19 protein-coding genes are annotated in these 15,135 nt (G+C 45.4%); 2 read left to right on the top strand and 17 right to left on the bottom strand.

Annotated features, from left to right (window positions below):
• Positions 1-276: 276 nt before the first annotated feature.
• The 5 genes from DESDI_RS02295 to DESDI_RS02275 all read right to left on the bottom strand — a co-directional run bounded on the left by DESDI_RS02295 (position 277) and on the right by DESDI_RS02275 (position 5,889).
• Positions 277-1,245, bottom strand: coding sequence for an ABC transporter ATP-binding protein (locus tag DESDI_RS02295; protein WP_015261023.1), 969 nt, complete (start codon positions 1,243-1,245; stop codon positions 277-279).
• Positions 1,242-2,228, bottom strand: a complete 987-nt coding sequence (locus tag DESDI_RS02290) for an ABC transporter ATP-binding protein (RefSeq protein ID WP_015261022.1) — start codon at positions 2,226-2,228, stop codon at positions 1,242-1,244. The genes DESDI_RS02295 and DESDI_RS02290 overlap by 4 nt, the downstream gene beginning before the upstream one ends.
• Positions 2,229-2,240: 12 nt before the next feature.
• On the bottom strand, positions 2,241-3,173 hold the full coding sequence (gene nikC, locus DESDI_RS02285) for a nickel transporter permease (protein ID WP_015261021.1): 933 nt from the start codon (positions 3,171-3,173) through the stop codon (positions 2,241-2,243).
• Between the two features lie 12 nt (positions 3,174-3,185).
• On the bottom strand, positions 3,186-4,193 hold the full coding sequence (locus tag DESDI_RS02280) for an ABC transporter permease (protein WP_041219647.1): 1,008 nt from the start codon (positions 4,191-4,193) through the stop codon (positions 3,186-3,188).
• A 121-nt stretch (positions 4,194-4,314) separates the two neighbouring features.
• Positions 4,315-5,889 (bottom strand): ABC transporter substrate-binding protein, encoded by a 1,575-nt coding sequence (locus DESDI_RS02275; RefSeq protein WP_015261019.1) that lies wholly within the window; start codon positions 5,887-5,889, stop codon positions 4,315-4,317.
• A gap of 353 nt (positions 5,890-6,242) precedes the next feature.
• On the opposite strand from DESDI_RS02275, the gene DESDI_RS02270 reads away from it, so the two are divergent.
• Positions 6,243-6,920 (top strand): helix-turn-helix domain-containing protein, encoded by a 678-nt coding sequence (locus DESDI_RS02270; protein ID WP_015261018.1) that lies wholly within the window; start codon positions 6,243-6,245, stop codon positions 6,918-6,920.
• The gene (locus DESDI_RS02265; RefSeq protein ID WP_041219222.1) at positions 6,917-7,888 is read left to right on the top strand and encodes an IS3 family transposase; all 972 of its coding nucleotides are present in this window, start codon (positions 6,917-6,919) and stop codon (positions 7,886-7,888) included. The genes DESDI_RS02270 and DESDI_RS02265 overlap by 4 nt, the downstream gene beginning before the upstream one ends.
• An 86-nt stretch (positions 7,889-7,974) precedes the next feature.
• On the opposite strand, the gene DESDI_RS02260 is transcribed toward DESDI_RS02265, so the two are convergent.
• The 12 genes from DESDI_RS02260 to secY all read right to left on the bottom strand — a co-directional run bounded on the left by DESDI_RS02260 (position 7,975) and on the right by secY (position 15,135).
• Positions 7,975-8,415 carry a hypothetical protein gene (locus DESDI_RS02260; protein WP_041219220.1) on the bottom strand — a complete coding sequence of 147 codons (441 nt, stop codon included), beginning with the start codon at positions 8,413-8,415 and terminating at the stop codon, positions 7,975-7,977.
• Positions 8,378-8,701, bottom strand: coding sequence for a hypothetical protein (locus tag DESDI_RS02255; RefSeq protein WP_041219219.1), 324 nt, complete (start codon positions 8,699-8,701; stop codon positions 8,378-8,380). Before DESDI_RS02255 ends, DESDI_RS02260 begins: the two co-directional genes overlap by 38 nt.
• A gap of 385 nt (positions 8,702-9,086) precedes the next feature.
• Positions 9,087-9,425, bottom strand: a complete 339-nt coding sequence (gene rplQ, locus DESDI_RS02250) for a 50S ribosomal protein L17 (RefSeq protein WP_015261013.1) — start codon at positions 9,423-9,425, stop codon at positions 9,087-9,089.
• Positions 9,426-9,451: 26 nt separating this feature from the next.
• A complete protein-coding gene (locus DESDI_RS02245) occupies positions 9,452-10,399 on the bottom strand; it encodes a DNA-directed RNA polymerase subunit alpha (protein ID WP_015261012.1) in 948 nt (315 codons plus the stop codon).
• 57 nt (positions 10,400-10,456) lie between these two features.
• Positions 10,457-11,083 (bottom strand): 30S ribosomal protein S4, encoded by a 627-nt coding sequence (gene rpsD, locus DESDI_RS02240; RefSeq protein WP_015261011.1) that lies wholly within the window; start codon positions 11,081-11,083, stop codon positions 10,457-10,459.
• Between the two features lie 15 nt (positions 11,084-11,098).
• The gene (gene rpsK, locus DESDI_RS02235) at positions 11,099-11,488 is read right to left on the bottom strand and encodes a 30S ribosomal protein S11 (RefSeq protein ID WP_015261010.1); all 390 of its coding nucleotides are present in this window, start codon (positions 11,486-11,488) and stop codon (positions 11,099-11,101) included.
• An 18-nt stretch (positions 11,489-11,506) separates the two neighbouring features.
• Entirely contained in the window at positions 11,507-11,878 is a 372-nt protein-coding gene (gene rpsM, locus DESDI_RS02230; protein WP_015261009.1) for a 30S ribosomal protein S13, read from the bottom strand.
• 174 nt (positions 11,879-12,052) lie between these two features.
• Positions 12,053-12,166 carry a 50S ribosomal protein L36 gene (rpmJ, locus tag DESDI_RS02225; protein WP_005810119.1) on the bottom strand — a complete coding sequence of 38 codons (114 nt, stop codon included), beginning with the start codon at positions 12,164-12,166 and terminating at the stop codon, positions 12,053-12,055.
• Positions 12,167-12,188: 22 nt separating this feature from the next.
• Positions 12,189-12,407: a translation initiation factor IF-1 gene (gene infA, locus DESDI_RS02220; RefSeq protein WP_005810121.1), complete on the bottom strand. Its 219-nt coding sequence runs from the start codon at positions 12,405-12,407 to the stop codon at positions 12,189-12,191.
• Positions 12,408-12,441: 34 nt separating this feature from the next.
• Complete coding sequence (map, locus tag DESDI_RS02215) at positions 12,442-13,188, bottom strand: type I methionyl aminopeptidase (RefSeq protein WP_015261007.1); 747 nt, start codon at positions 13,186-13,188, stop codon at positions 12,442-12,444.
• On the bottom strand, positions 13,181-13,834 hold the full coding sequence (locus tag DESDI_RS02210; RefSeq protein ID WP_015261006.1) for an adenylate kinase: 654 nt from the start codon (positions 13,832-13,834) through the stop codon (positions 13,181-13,183). Before DESDI_RS02210 ends, map begins: the two co-directional genes overlap by 8 nt.
• Before the next feature lie 11 nt (positions 13,835-13,845).
• Positions 13,846-15,135 (bottom strand): preprotein translocase subunit SecY, encoded by a 1,290-nt coding sequence (gene secY / locus DESDI_RS02205; protein ID WP_015261005.1) that lies wholly within the window; start codon positions 15,133-15,135, stop codon positions 13,846-13,848.

The following is a 15,135-nucleotide window of genomic DNA, read 5'->3' as shown; positions in this document are numbered from 1 at the left end:
CACACTCTAGGCAGGAATTATAAGGCTAATATTTTCGATAAAAAAGTGGTATAATATAAGTGAGGAAAAGATCCTTAGCAAGTGATATTTCATTTCGTAAATATAAGGAGTTGTCTCTCTACTTTGTGTAGATTGACAACTCCTTTTTTTGCTTATCAGAGAGTATCACTGTCACGGTGCACCAACGACTGCGCCCCCGCGGTATATCTGAAGGACTGGGACTGGGCGATGCCGGGTTTGGCTTGGATGGGTGCCGTAAAAATCCGGTATTCCTCCCTAGTCAAACAGATGACAGGCGACCCAGTGTCCGGGCGAAATCTCTTTCAGCTCCGGTGTTAGGCTCTTACACTGCTCCATTTCCTTAAAGCAACGAGAGCAGAAGCGGCAGCCATCAGGTGGGTTAATAGGGCTAGGCACATCTCCCTCTAAGATAATCCGTTGCTTTTTCTTCTCTGGATCAATGATGGGTATGGCAGATAGTAACGCCTGGGTATAGGGGTGGAGAGGATTAGCATACAACTCCTTCTTAGGGGCGATTTCTACTAACTTTCCTAGGTACATTACCCCGACTCGGTCGCTGATGTGCTTAACCACGTTCAAACCATGGGCGATGAAGAGATAGGTCAGTCCAAATTCATCCTTTAAATCGGCCAAGAGATTCAACACTTGGGCCTGAATGGATACGTCCAAAGCAGAGACCGGCTCATCACAGACGATCAGCTTGGGCTCCACCGCTAGGGCTCGGGCAATCCCAACCCGTTGGCGCTGACCTCCGGAGAATTCGTGGGGATAGCGATTTCTTTGGTGCTGGGCTAGGCCCACACAGTTCAATAAATAGGTAACTCGTTCCTCCACTTTATTAGCCGGAAGCAGATTATTAATGATAATCGGCTCGGCAATAATGTCCCCCACGGTCATGCGTGGATTGAGCGAGGCATAGGGATCCTGAAAAATCATCTGGATATCTTTACAATAAGCTCTCCGCTCGTTTTCCTTCAGGGCGGTGAGATCTTTTCCCTCAAAAATCATTTTTCCGCTGGTTGGACTATGGAGATTGACAATAACTTTTCCCAGGGTGGTTTTGCCACACCCGGATTCACCCACTAAACCAAAGGCCTCACCCTTTTGGATGGTGAAAGAAACTTCATCTACAGCCTTAAGCAATGACACGGTTTTGCCAAAAAAATTGCTTCCCACAGAAAAGTGCTTGGAAAGGTTTTGAATATCTAATAATACTTCGCTCATTGGGCATTCAATTCCCCTTCCTTAGTATCTTCATACAAAAAGCAGCGTACCTTATGCCCGTCGATCTCTTGAAGTCTCGGCATTTCTTTAGTGCAACGCTCCATCGAGCGGTCACAACGATCTGAAAAAGAGCAACCGGGGGGCATGTTCAAGGGATTGGGAACCATGCCTTTAATCATATACAAACGATCATCACTGTCATCATCAATCTGAGGTATGGAGTTGAGCAATCCGACTGTATAGGGATGGAGAGGGTTTTTGAACAGGGTTTTGACGTCAGCCTCCTCAACAATTTTGCCACAGTACATGACGATGACCCGGTCGGCTGCTTCCGAAACGACACCGAGGTCGTGGGTAATCAACAGGACCGCCATATTGAACTTTTCGCGCATGTGATAGAGCAAATCAAGAATCTGGGCCTGAATCGTCACGTCAAGTGCTGTAGTCGGCTCGTCAGCAATTAAAAGCTGTGGCTCGCAGGACAAAGCCATGGCAATCATAACCCGCTGGCGCATTCCACCGCTCATTTGGTGAGGATAGTCATTGGCTCGATCGGCTGCCGAGGGTATGCCCACCATGTCCAACAACTCTATAGCTCTTGCCAAAGCTTGCTTTTTGTCCAACTTTTTATGGATCATGAGACTTTCCATGATCTGGTCCTTGATGCGCCAGACCGGATTCAAAGAAGTCATCGGCTCTTGAAAGATCATAGAGATTTTGTTGCCCCGGATAGCTCGCAACTCTTTTTGGCTCATCTGGGCCAAATTCTGCCCTTCAAACATAATTTCGCCACCGGCGATGCGACCAGGTTTCTGTAAGAGTCCCATAACTGAAAGAGAAGTGACGCTTTTACCCGAGCCGGATTCGCCAACAATAGCGAGTATCTCACCTTCATCGACTGAAAAACTAATATCATCGACCGCTCTAACGGTACCACGTTTCAGTTTAAATTCTGTTTTTAAGTTTTTTACTTCCAATAACATTGTCTCATACCCCTACTTTATTCTGGATTTCGGATCAAGAGCATCGCGAAGCCCGTCGCCCAGTAAGTTGAAGGCCAAAACGGTAGTCGTAATCGCAACACCTGGGAAAATCAAGGTATAGGGTGCGGTAAAAATAAAACCTCTTGCCCTTCCTAACATATCGCCCCACTCAGCAAAAGGCGGTTGGACACCTAAGCCTAAAAAGCCAAGAGCTGCTGTATCAAGTACTGCGGTGGAAATTCCCAAAGTGGCCCGTACAACAATTAAGGAGATGATATTCGGTAAAATATGCTTAAAGATAATACGGCTGTCTTTGTTACCGATGACTTTAGCCGCTTGCACATAATCGCTTTCTTTAATGGATAAAATGCTGCCCCTGACGATACGGGCATACTCCGGAATGGAAACCAACCCGATTGCAATGACCGCCTTATCTATGCCCTTACCTAGGGCAGCCATGAAGGCAATCGCCAACAGGATGGAAGGGATAGCTAAAATCATATCCATAAACCGCATAATGATCGTATCTGTTCGGCCGCCGCGATACCCAGCTATGGCACCTAGGATGACACCGATGGTGAGAGAAATGGAGACCGCCGCTACCCCAACAGAGAGAGAAATCTTCGTTCCATCAAGAACCCTGCTAAACATGTCTCTTCCTAATTGGTCTGTGCCAAACCAATGTTCTGAGTTCGGTGGGGTGAAACTTTTCGACATATCCGAATAATTGGGATCATAAGGCAAAACTTGAATCCCTAAAAGTTCACTGGCCCAGACCACGAGGGCGATGAGAACCAATATGATTATGATACACAAGCCAACGACCGCGGCCTTATTCTGCTTGAGTGTATACCACATTTCCTTGAGCTGCGACTCTGGTTTTTCCACGTATTCAGCAGCCTGCATCAGATGAACATCTGAACCTGAACTCGTATCCTTTTTCATACAAGCAACCTCCTACTTGGAATATTTAATACGTGGATCTAAAAAGGCATAGATCACGTCAACTAGCAAATTCATAAGCACAAATATTGTGGCAATAAGCAGGACAACTCCCTGCACTACCGGAAAATCGGACTTCAGAATGCAGGCAACCGTATAAGAGCCAATACCCGGCCAGGAGAAGACTGTTTCCGTCAAAACTGCTCCACCGAGCAGACTCCCCAACTGGAGGCCAATCACCGTCACAATCGGAATCAAGCCATTGCGAAAGGCGTGCTTACGAACGACATTCACCTCGGAAACCCCTTTAGCTCGTGCTGTCCGAATGTAATCCTGCTGCAAGGTCTCTAGCATGCTGGAGCGAGTCATCCGTGTAATAATGGCCATAGAATACATGGCTAGAGCGACTCCCGGCAAGATCAGATGCTGAAGTGCATCCGTAAATGCCTCCATATCTCCGGCGATCAAACTGTCAATGAGATAAAACCCAGTAACATCCATAGGCCTTAACAAAGGATCGATTCTCCCGCTGGAGGGAAGCCAATAGAGTGTACCTGAGAAAAAAATAATCAGCAAAATACCCAACCAAAAGATGGGCATTGATACCCCAACTAAGGCCAGAAACATACCCGCGTTATCAAATAAGGAATTCTTTTTTACCGCGGAAATAATTCCGATTATAATTCCAACTACAGAAGCCAAAACAATAGCAACCATTGCTAATTCGATGGTGGCCGGAAAGCGTGCCATAATTTCTTCAATGACAGGCGCCTTTGTATAATAGGAAGTTCCCAGATCGCCTTGGACAGCGCCTACAATAAAGTTTAGATATTGAAGAGGGATGGGATCATTTAACCCGTTAGCCTGTCTCCAAACATCAACTGATTCTTGAGTCGCATGCTGACCTAACACAATCGGGGCCGGATCAGGTGATAAAACGCGCATAATAAAGAAAACAATAATGGATACACCAATTAGTACAGGAATCAACATCAAGATTCTATTAACGATATACTTTAACATCTCCAACACCCTTCGGCTCTTAAGATATAGAAAACTCGGCGGAAGATTCTGATGAAAAAGCAAAACCGGGAACCGGCACAAAGACCGGTCCTCGGCAGCCAACTTCTTTCCTTTTACCTTATTATTCTTTGGATACCCCAGCAAATGGAGTAACACCAGTCATATGGTACAAGAAGTTTTGAACTTTAGGGCTATAAGCTGCAAGGGTCTGTGCATGGGAAAGGGGGAGCCAAGCAGCATCTTCAGCGGCGATTTTCTCGAGATTGGTATAGATAGCGTTGCGATCAGCGCCTGCAGGAGCTTTGATACCTTCTTCAATTAAGGCATTGAATTCTGGGTTATTATAACGAGCCACATTCATCGTAGGATCTTCATGAGCTAACAGATACATAAAGTTGTCCGGGTCTCCGTTGTCACCGATCCAACCATAGAAGCAGATGTCATAGTCACCAGCTTTTACTTTTTCTTTATAAGTTGTCCAGTCATAGGAGTCGATGGTAGCGGTTACGCCAACTTTAGAGAGGTAGCCTTGAATAGCCTCGGCAAGGGCTTGGCCAGTAGCCGCATTATAAGGTCTTGGATTAGTATAAGTAATGATGTGGACATTAGTTAAGCCAGCTGCTTTGAGAGCCTCTGTAGCAGCGGCGGGATCATAAGCGGCTTGCGCAATACTTGCGTCATAGCCTTCCATAAAGGTGGGTAATACGGAAGTTGCAGTTTCAGAATAACCTTGATAGAGGCTTTCTACTAACTCAGGAACATTGATAGCCTGAGAAACAGCTTTGCGGACCTTAGCATCATTAAAAGGTGCTTTGGAGGTGTTATAAGCCATGTAGTTGATATTCATACCAGGAGCTTGGAATACTTTATTTCCTGCGCTAGTGATTTGATCAACGACAGTAGCATCGATACCATCAATCATATCGGCCTCACCGTTGTTTAAGGCAACCACTCGAGCTGAGTTATCTTTGATGAATTTAAAGATAACATTTTTGGTCAGAGCCTTTTCGCCCCAATATTCTTCATACCGTTCTAAAACGATGTTCTCATCTTTTGCCCAACTAACGAACTTGTAGGGGCCTGTTCCCACGGGAGCTTGGTTAAGATTGTTACTTTTTTCTTGTAAAGCCTTAGGACTAACCATAGGAGCAGCCATAACCATAGCCAGGTTATTGAGGAAAGGGGTGCTAGGAGCTGTCAGATTGATTTTAACAGTATTCGCATCGACAACTTCTACATCCTTAACTGATCCATAAACGAAAGAGCCATAAGCCATATCCGGGGTAGCTTGAGGTGGAATTTGGCGATCGATATTGATCTTCACTGCTTCAGCGTTGAAATCAGTACCGTCATGGAACTTGACGCCCTCTTGGAGCTTGAAGGTATAGCTAAGTCCATCTGGACTTACTTCCCAACTTTTCGCCAGTGAAGGTTCAACTTTGGTTGAATCATCAGCATACTTTAAGAGTCCCTCATAGAGGTTGATCATGACCTTAGCGGACTCACCATCGTCCACAAGGGCTGGATCGAGCCCTCTTGGCTCGGCGCCTTGAGCGTAGATTAAGGTCTCTTTAGCCTTATCTACTTTGTCCCCTGTGTTTGTGCTACCTGCATTGCTTGCTCCGCAGCCTGCTAATGATACGCCGACCAAAAGCATGCTTAAGGCAAGAGCTATAAACCGTTTCCCTTTTTTCACATTCTTCTCTCCTTTTTTATATAATAGACAACCTACGTTTTATTTTATCACTCCATGGTTCCATGTCAATGATTCTGAGCAAGAAATTAAGCACACTTGTCCTTCTGGCGCACACAAGGGATAGGGGCAGTGACGGGGGAGTACAGACAAAGGAACCGATCACTTATGTAGTCGGTTCCTTTGTCTGGTTATCTTTGATTCGCCATCTTTGTTGATTTCTTATCGTTCTTTATAGGCTCCCCTGGGGAAGCGAGCACCCCTTAAAGGGCAGGAAGATGACGTTCCCGTGTTTTGATATGCTCCTCCTAAAGTAGACCATGGAAATATCCAAAACTACTTTAGGAGGATTTTTTATGGCTAAATCACCGCATAATGCCGAATGGAAGCTGAGAATTGTTGAAGAGTATCTATCTGGACAAGGTTCTTATGAATCACTTGCAAAAACATATGGAATAGGTGAAACAACGCTTAAAGATTGGATTCGCAAATACAGAGAGCAAGGTGCAGTATGCTTTGTGAAAGGAGAGGGTAACGCTCATTACAACAAAGAATTCAAGACAATGTGCGTCGAAGCTGTTCTTCGAGGAGATGGCTACGTAGATGACATCGTAGCAAAATTTAATATTTCAAACAGAAGCGTTCTCTGGCAATGGATTAAGCGTTATAATGCCAATAAAGAGCTCAAGGACTATGCTCCGAATAGGGAGGTCTATATGGCATACGCAAGAAGAAAAACAACTCTGGAAGAAAGAAGAGAAATTACTGAGTACTGTATCTCTCATGGTAAAGATTATAAAGGTACAGCTGCCCTTTATGATGTTTCCTACAGTCAGGTCTACACCTGGGTAAAGAAATATCTCGAAACTGGTGAAGATGGACTCACAGACAAGCGTGGCAAGCACAAGACAGATGATGAAGTCGGTGAGTTGGAGCGTTTACGCCGAGAAAACTTTCGCCTAAAGCGCCAGCTGGAAGAAAGGGATATGGTTGTAGAGCTGTTAAAAAAAGTGAAGGAATTCGAAGGGATGTGAGGTTGGGGAGGCTACGTTTTGAATCCAAATATCTTGCAATACAGCATTTTCATAGGGAAAAGAAGTGGAGTATTCGCTGGATGTGCCGACAACTGAATCTTGCTAAGGCTGCATATTACAAATGGACTCACCGTGCTGTGCCAAAAGCCGAGCAAGAGAATATCCAGTTAGCTGAGTTGGTTAGAGAGTATGACGACAAATTCAACCATATTCTCGGATACCGCCGTATGACAGCCTGGATAAACCATTTTAACGGAACATTCTACAGCAAGAATAGGATTCACCGCATCATGAAAGTCCTCAACATCCATTCTGTGATTCGAAGAAAGCAGAGAAAATACTCTTATGCTTCTCCCGAAACTACTGCGGAGAATATCTTAAAGCGGGATTTCAATGCAACCAAACCAAACGAGAAATGGGTAACGGATGTAACCGAGTTCAAATGGTATGAAGGAGCGATTGTGCACAAGTTGTACCTCAGTGCTATTGTGGATCTGCACGATCGCTCTGTGGTGGCATATGTATTAAACAAGCGCAATGACAACAGGTTGGTATTTGATACCTTTGACCGTGCAGTGGCTGCAAATCCGGATGCAAAGCCCTTGTTTCATAGTGACAGGGGCTTTCAATACACCAGTAAAGTTTTTCAGATGAAGCTCAGAGAACAGCAGATGGAGCAATCGATGTCACGTGTCGGTCACTGCCTCGACAACTGTCCCACTGAGGGCTTCTGGGGAATCATAAAAGCAGAAATGTTCAATCTAAATAAGTTTGAAGACGAAGCAACTCTTAGAACAGCAATTGATCAATACATACATTTCTATAACTACGAACGGCTTCAGGAGCGATTCGGAAACCGCACTCCTATGGAAGTACGGGCTGCTGCACTTGGAACAGATTCTCCAGTACAATATCCTATTTCCGAGAACAAACGAATTTTGAAGTACAAGGAAAAGTATGCTGCATAAAAGAATAAGCTACCACCTTATTTGGTAGTAGCTTGTCTCATAAACCTTGTTTATTTATTTCCCTGGTCCACCTTGACAAGGGCAGATCATTTCTCATAGGTAAAACGCGTCGTGCGTTTTGTATAACTTGACTTGGGAGGAGTTGAACTCGGTAAATAACTTTGCGTCTTCGGATACTGCGGGGACTGCGAATACAATGGTAACGGTCGCGAATGTAACGATTGTGGTGCCTGTAAAGACTGTGGTGCTCGTAGGGGCTCTGGACGCACTATAGCTCTTACAGGGACGGTGAATTCCTTTAGGTTCATTGCCTGCTTTGTTATTTCTACTGTGATATCAGCGTGTAGTTGATGACCAAAGAAATAGTTATTTAATGTCTCCTCACTCATTGCTGCCAGACTTTGCGAGATATGCTTTTCAGTCACTTCAATGATTTCCTTGCGAAATTCCTGGTAACTTGGATAAAAACGCAAAAAACCATCGAACACTTCATTGACTTTCTGGCCCAGGCTCGCATAAGGCATCATTAGCCCTGCCCCTTTCTCTATCCGTTATCCTTAAACATAATGGGAGATCAGCCTCTGCTGAAGGTTTTATCTGCATTGCAGCCTTGGTTAGCTCAACTGTAATATCCACATCGAGCTGATACTTTACAGCTTGGTGTCCAAAGCCGCACCTATCCATTGAGTATTTACTCTGCGCCATTCGTTCTTCAGTAAGCTCAAATATCTCTTTTTGGTATTCACAATACATCGGATAGAGTTGCAAAAAATTCGTCATGGAATCTCTTATTTTTTGGCTTAAGCTAAACATAATACATCATTAGCCCTTACCTCCAATAACTTTAGCCCAAACTATGCGAATTTTAATCACCATTTCATACATCTTACAGATAGTATACTTTTGAAACCCATATTCTACAACCATTATTTTCCATTTGCATTCGTCATTATTCAAATTTACTGAGCATCAAGCCCCACATAGAAGTAGATTTCTCCTAAATATATCTAACGCAGAGAGCCTTACCTAAAATTAACAAACTATCCTAGTTTATTCGCTTTCTTTCTACATGAGTATATATGCTTCGCAAGTCAAACTATGCCTATAATTGTGGCTTATAAATAAAAAAAGCCAGGCTGCTTATAACAACCTGACTTCACTTCTTATCTGACCAAGAATGTGTTACGAACGTGTGTAATTAGACGAGTTCAATAAGAACCATTTCTGCAGCGTCTCCGCGGCGATACCCGACCTTCATAATCCGGGTATATCCACCTTGGCGATCAGCATACTTTGGAGCGATGGTTTCAAATAATTTGGTGACCACATCTTCTTCCATCAGATAGCTCATAGCATGACGACGTGCTGCGAGATCGCCTTGTTTACCGAGAGTAATCATCTTCTCAGCAATAGCATTTACCTCTTTGGCACGGGCCTCTGTGGTTTCAATGCGCTCGTGTTTTAAAAGGGAAGTTGCTAGGTTGCGAAGCATTGCGCCTCTGTGACCCATGTTTCTTCCCAATTTACGGTAAGCCAATGTTGTTCCCCTCCTTTTGCACCGAATTAGTCCTCAGCTTTGCGGAACCCCAAGCCGAGGTCTTTCAACTTAGTCTCCACTTCTTCCAAGGACTTGCGACCGAGGTTACGCACCTTGATCATGTCCTCTTCCGTCTTTTGGGTCAGTTCCTCTACTGAGTTAATACCGGCCCGTTTCAGACAATTGTAAGAGCGGACTGAAAGGTCAAGATCTTCAATCGTCATCTCCAGAATTTTGTCCTTCGCTTCTTCTTCTTTCTCGACCATGATCTCAACATTGTTGAGCTTATCGGTGAGTCCAATGAAGAGACGCAGATGCTCACTGAGAATCTTCGCAGCCAAACTGGTCGCTTCTTCTGGAGTGATACTGCCGTTAGACCAGACTTCAAGGGTTAGCTTGTCATAGTCTGTGACCATGCCGACACGAGTATCTTCAACAGTGTAATTGACCTTATAGATGGGTGCAAAGATGGAGTCAATGGGAATGATTCCGATGGCTTGGTCAGGCTTCTTGTTTTTATCAGCCGGAACATAGCCCCGTCCTCTTTCGGCAGTCATCTCCATGAAGAGACGACCATCCTTATCCAAAGTTGCGATCTTCAAGTCCGGGTTGAGGACTTCAACGTCAGCATCGGTGATGATATCACCGGCCTTGATGACTCCCTCTCCTTCGGCTTCGAGACGCAGAACTTTGATTTCATCCGTATGCCCTTTTAAAGCAAGGCTCTTGAGATTCAGAATAATGTCTGTGACATCTTCTAAAACCCCCGGTACTGTAGAAAACTCGTGGAGTACCCCTTCGATCTTTACAGATGTGACTGCAGTCCCAGGAAGAGAGGATAGGAGAATTCTTCTCAAGGAGTTGCCTAGAGTAATCCCATACCCTCTTTCGAGAGGCTCAACGACAAATTTAGCGTATGAATTATCGTCAGTACGTTCGACACATTCAATCTTGGGCTTCTCGATTTCTAACATCGGAATGCACCTTCTTTCTCGGGAACTTGATATCAACAAGCCATCCTAAGCTCATGATTAACGGGAGTATTTCTCAACAATAAGATGTTCCTGGATGGGCATTTGAATATCGTCTCGAGCAGGTAGTTCAATGATAGTTCCTGTAGCAGCTGTAGCATCCAAGCTCATCCATTTCGGTGGAGTCCGATCCAAATTGGATAGGATTTCCTTCAAACGCGGTGAAGATTTGCTGGCCTCTTTAACGCCAACCACATCCCCTACGCGTACAAGGAAGGAAGGAATATCTACACGGCGGCCATTCACTGTATAGTGACCATGGCGAACCAGTTGGCGAGCTTCCGGACGAGACGTTGCAAAGCCAAGTTGGAATACAACGTTGTCAAGACGACGCTCTAAGAGACGAAGGAGATTTTCCCCGACGACCCCTTTTTGGCGATTAGCCTTATCATAGTAGCTGCGGAATTGTTTTTCCATAACGCCATAGATACGGCGAACTTTTTGTTTTTCACGCAACTGAATACCATATTCAGTTGGCTTTTTGCCACGGCTTTGACCGTGTTGACCAGGAGCATAAGCACGACGATCAATCGCGCATTTGCCTGTATAACAACGATCTCCTTTAAGGAAGAGCTTCATACCCTCCCGACGACATAAACGACAAACTGGGCCTGTATATCTTGCCATGATGACACCTCCTTCTTATACTCTTCTACGTTTCGGAGGCCGACAACCGTTATGCGGAATCGGCGTCACGTCTTTAATCATATTAACCTCTAAACCTGCGGCTTGGAGGGCACGGATAGCAGCCTCACGGCCAGCTCCCGGTCCTTTGACGAAGCATTCGACTTCTTTCAAGCCATGTTCCATAGCAGCTTTGGCAGCGGTCTCAGCAGCCATCTGAGCAGCATAAGGAGTGCTCTTACGAGATCCTTTGAAGCCAAGTGCGCCTGCACTAGACCAAGAAATCACATTACCATTAGTATCGGCAATCGTGACCATGCTATTGTTAAACGTTGACTTAATATGGGCAACGCCTGTAGCAATGTTTTTGCGCTCCCGACGTTTTGTGCGTACAACTTTACGCGCCATCTCAGTAATCCCCCCTTACTACTTTTTGCGTTTTGCTCCAATAGCTCTGATTGGACCTTTACGGGTACGAGCATTCGTCTTCGTACGTTGTCCACGTACAGGAAGCCCACGACGATGACGTAATCCACGATAGCAACCGATTTCCATCAGACGCTTAATATTAAGGGATACTTCCCGACGCAAGTCACCTTCAACTTTAATCTCTTTATCGATAACTTCCCGGAGGCTATTCACTTCCTCTTCGGACAAGTCACGAATACGAGTATCCGGGTTGACGCCGGTCTTGGCAAGGATTTTGTGTGCGGTGGGAAGACCTATTCCATAGATATAGGTGAGGCCCACTTCAACACGCTTTTCCCGCGGTAAATCTACTCCAGCGATACGTGCCATCTAAACTTTACACCCCCATAAGCTGTTACACCAATAGGACTCAAATCCCATGGTTGTTATTATTAACCAAACAAACCATCCGCAACAAACTCTAGTTAAGCAAGTAGACAGCTCCCGCTACATTGGATCTAGTGCTAGTTCCAACCAGCCGCGCAACGGTGAGTCTCCTACGTCTTATCCTTGCCTTTGTTTGTGTTTCGGGTTTTCACAAATCACCATGACTTTGCCATGGCGCTTAATGACCTTGCATTTTTCACAGATCTTTTTCACAGAAGGCCTTACTTTCACCGTAATCCCCTCCCTTTGGTCCTTACTTAAACCGATATACAATCCGCCCGCGAGACAAGTCATAGGGAGAAAGCTCCACAGTAACCCGGTCTCCCGGCAGAATGCGTATAAAATTCATCCGGATCTTCCCAGATACATGTGCTAACACTTTGTGTCCATTGGACAACTCCACTAAAAACATAGCATTTGGCAGCGGTTCCAGGACCTTTCCTTCAACTTCAATAACGTCTTCTTTTGACATGTTCAGCCCTCCTCCGGCACTCCATCGGGTGTATTTAACTCCGAGTTAATATCTCAGGGCCATTTTCCGTAATGGCTACAGTGTGTTCGAAATGGGCAGATGCTTTACCGTCCTTCGTCACGACAGTCCAATGGTCACTTAGGACTTTCACTTCGTAAGCTCCCAAGTTAACCATGGGTTCGATAGCCAAAACCATCCCGATTTCGAGTCGTGGCCCTCGGCCTGGCTTACCGTAGTTAGGAATCTGCGGATCCTCATGCATCGCCCGGCCAATTCCATGACCGACATAGTCTCGTACAACGGATAAGCCGTGGGCTTCTACATGGGTTTGTATAGCATGCGATATATCCTGGAGGCGATTGCCTTTGATTGCTTGGGGAATTCCAAGCATTAAGGCTTCTTCAGTAACTCGCAACAGCATCTGCCGTTCTTCAGATATCTCGCCTACCGGCAAGGTGATCGCTGAGTCGCCCACATATCCATCAAAAACCGCACCACAGTCAATACTGATAATATCTCCAGATTGCAAAGTCCTTAAACCGGGGAAACCGTGAACCACTTGCTCATTTACGGAAGTACAAAGGGATGAGGGAAATCCATTATAGCCTTTGAAGGCAGGTATCGCACCGCATTTTCGGATATACTCCTCGGCGATTCGATCTAACTCCCCTGTGGTGATCCCTGGCTGTACGTTTTCACGCATCAGCTGGAGAGTATCTGCCACAATCTTCCCTGCTTTTTTCATCCGTTCGATCTGAGAAGGGTTTTTCAGCTCAATCATGATTGTGCTCCAAGGTCTCAACAATGTCTTGCAATACTAGCGCAATGTCTTGGTCCCCGTTAATCTCCCGCAAAAGTCCCTTGCCTCGATAGTAGTCAATGAGAGGTTGCGTTTGATCGTTATAGACCTGCAATCGGTTTTTCGCGGTTTCCAAGGAGTCATCGCTTCTTTGGTAGAGTTCTCCACCGCATTTGTCGCAAACTGCTGCATTAGCGGATGGATTAAATACCATATGATAGGTTGCTCCACACTGCCGGCAAATCCGGCGTCCCGTCAGACGCTCAAGAAGCTTAGCTTCAGGAACTTCGATATTGATAACGCCATCGAGGTTCAGCTTCAGATCATTGATGATCTTATCTAAGGCATCTGCTTGAGCGACTGTCCGTGGAAAACCATCTAACAAAAATCCTTTGCTACAATCGGGTTCGGCTAATCGCTCAGCGACAATCCCGATGGTTACCTCGTCTGGAACGAGGGAACCGGCATCCATATACTCTTTTGCTTTGATGCCTAGGGCAGTTCCTGCTTTTATAGCAGCTCGGAACATATCCCCGGTAGAAATATGAGGAATTTGATACCTCGTAATTAAATCGGCAGCTTGTGTTCCTTTTCCGGCCCCAGGCGGTCCCATGAGGATTACTCTCATAGTTTACCTCCTTACTTCATGAAACCTTGGTAGTGCCGCTGCATAAGCATGGACTCCAGTTGCTTCATGGTCTCAAGTGCTACACTCACGACGATTAGGAGTGAGGTACCACCTAATGAAATGTTTTGAATTCCAGTCAGTCCGATGATTAAACTCGGAAGAACTGCAATCAAGGCGAGAAAGGTTCCGCCAGCCAGAGTGAGGCGGCTTAAAATCTTAGTAAGATAATCGGCCGTAGCACGACCGGGGCGAAGTCCAGGTATAAACCCGCCATACTTCTTCAGATTATCTGCCACATCCACCGGATTAAAGGATACCGCGGTGTAGAAGTAGGTGAAGAAGATGATCAGCACTGCATACGTGAATAAATATGGGATCGAGGTCAGTGAGCCATTCATAACAAACCACTTGTTAACGAACTGAACATAACCAGAGGTTGCCGGCATCCAGGTTGCAATCGTACTCGGAAATGCGAGCAAGGAGATTGCAAAGATGATGGGGATAACCCCGGCTTGGTTGACCTTCATAGGAATATGTGAGGATTGACCTCCATATGTCCGACGTCCGACCACACGCTTCGCGTATTGAACTTGAATTCTCCGTTGTCCTTCTTGGATGAAAACAACTCCAGCGATAATCGCTGCGCCGATGACAACCAGTCCGAGAACGGAAAGAGCATTGATTTCGCCAACTTTGAGGAGTCCGGCAATGTACTTAATCGCATCAGGTACTCCAGCCACAATCCCAGCGAAGATGATCAAGGATATCCCGTTACCGATCCCATTCTCCGTAATTCGTTCTCCCAACCACATTAGGAAGGCTGTTCCAGCGGTAAGGATTAAAGCTACTAGGAGATAGATGGCCCATTCCATTCCTGGTTGAGGAATGACGAGGGCTCCCCGAAGACCGAAGGTCATACCGAAACCTTGGACAAAGCCAAGAATAACAGTTCCATAACGGGTATACTGAGTGATTTTCTTCCGACCGTATTCCCCCTCTTTAGCTAAACGCTCTAGATAGGGAATGACAATCGTCAAGAGCTGAAGAATAATCGAGGCTGTAATATAGGGCGTAATACTTAGAGCGAAGACCGAAAACCTTCTAAACGATCCACCAGAAAAAGTATCTAAGAAATCATATAAAGTACCCGTTCCCAACATCTGTGACAGAACGTCATGGTTGATGTAGGGAATCGGAATGTGAGCGCCAATTCGGAAGACAAGGAACATCATTAAGGTGAATCCGATTTTTTTCCTGAGTTCTGGAACATTCCAGGCGTTTTTCAGGGAATCGACAATCAT

Source organism: Desulfitobacterium dichloroeliminans LMG P-21439 (assembly GCF_000243135.2).
GTDB classification, from domain to species: Bacteria; Bacillota; Desulfitobacteriia; order Desulfitobacteriales; family Desulfitobacteriaceae; genus Desulfitobacterium; species Desulfitobacterium dichloroeliminans.
Note: the sequence above shows the minus strand (reverse complement) of the source record. Positions and strands in the feature narration are given on the sequence as shown.

Coding starts and splice junctions, on each gene's coding strand:
- DESDI_RS02295 (WP_015261023.1), bottom strand. CDS start 1,245: ATGAGCGAAGTATTATTAGATATTCAAAACCTTTCCAAGCACTTTTCT.
- DESDI_RS02290 (WP_015261022.1), bottom strand. CDS start 2,228: ATGTTATTGGAAGTAAAAAACTTAAAAACAGAATTTAAACTGAAACGT.
- nikC (WP_015261021.1), bottom strand. CDS start 3,173: ATGAAAAAGGATACGAGTTCAGGTTCAGATGTTCATCTGATGCAGGCT.
- DESDI_RS02280 (WP_041219647.1), bottom strand. CDS start 4,193: ATGTTAAAGTATATCGTTAATAGAATCTTGATGTTGATTCCTGTACTA.
- DESDI_RS02270 (WP_015261018.1), top strand. CDS start 6,243: ATGGCTAAATCACCGCATAATGCCGAATGGAAGCTGAGAATTGTTGAA.
- DESDI_RS02260 (WP_041219220.1), bottom strand. CDS start 8,415: ATGATGCCTTATGCGAGCCTGGGCCAGAAAGTCAATGAAGTGTTCGAT.
- DESDI_RS02255 (WP_041219219.1), bottom strand. CDS start 8,701: ATGTTTAGCTTAAGCCAAAAAATAAGAGATTCCATGACGAATTTTTTG.
- DESDI_RS02245 (WP_015261012.1), bottom strand. CDS start 10,399: ATGTTAGAAATCGAGAAGCCCAAGATTGAATGTGTCGAACGTACTGAC.
- rpsD (WP_015261011.1), bottom strand. CDS start 11,083: ATGGCAAGATATACAGGCCCAGTTTGTCGTTTATGTCGTCGGGAGGGT.
- rpsK (WP_015261010.1), bottom strand. CDS start 11,488: ATGGCGCGTAAAGTTGTACGCACAAAACGTCGGGAGCGCAAAAACATT.
- rpsM (WP_015261009.1), bottom strand. CDS start 11,878: ATGGCACGTATCGCTGGAGTAGATTTACCGCGGGAAAAGCGTGTTGAA.
- infA (WP_005810121.1), bottom strand. CDS start 12,407: ATGTCAAAAGAAGACGTTATTGAAGTTGAAGGAAAGGTCCTGGAACCG.
- map (WP_015261007.1), bottom strand. CDS start 13,188: ATGATTGAGCTGAAAAACCCTTCTCAGATCGAACGGATGAAAAAAGCA.
- DESDI_RS02210 (WP_015261006.1), bottom strand. CDS start 13,834: ATGAGAGTAATCCTCATGGGACCGCCTGGGGCCGGAAAAGGAACACAA.
- secY (WP_015261005.1), bottom strand. CDS start 15,135: ATGATTGTCGATTCCCTGAAAAACGCCTGGAATGTTCCAGAACTCAGG.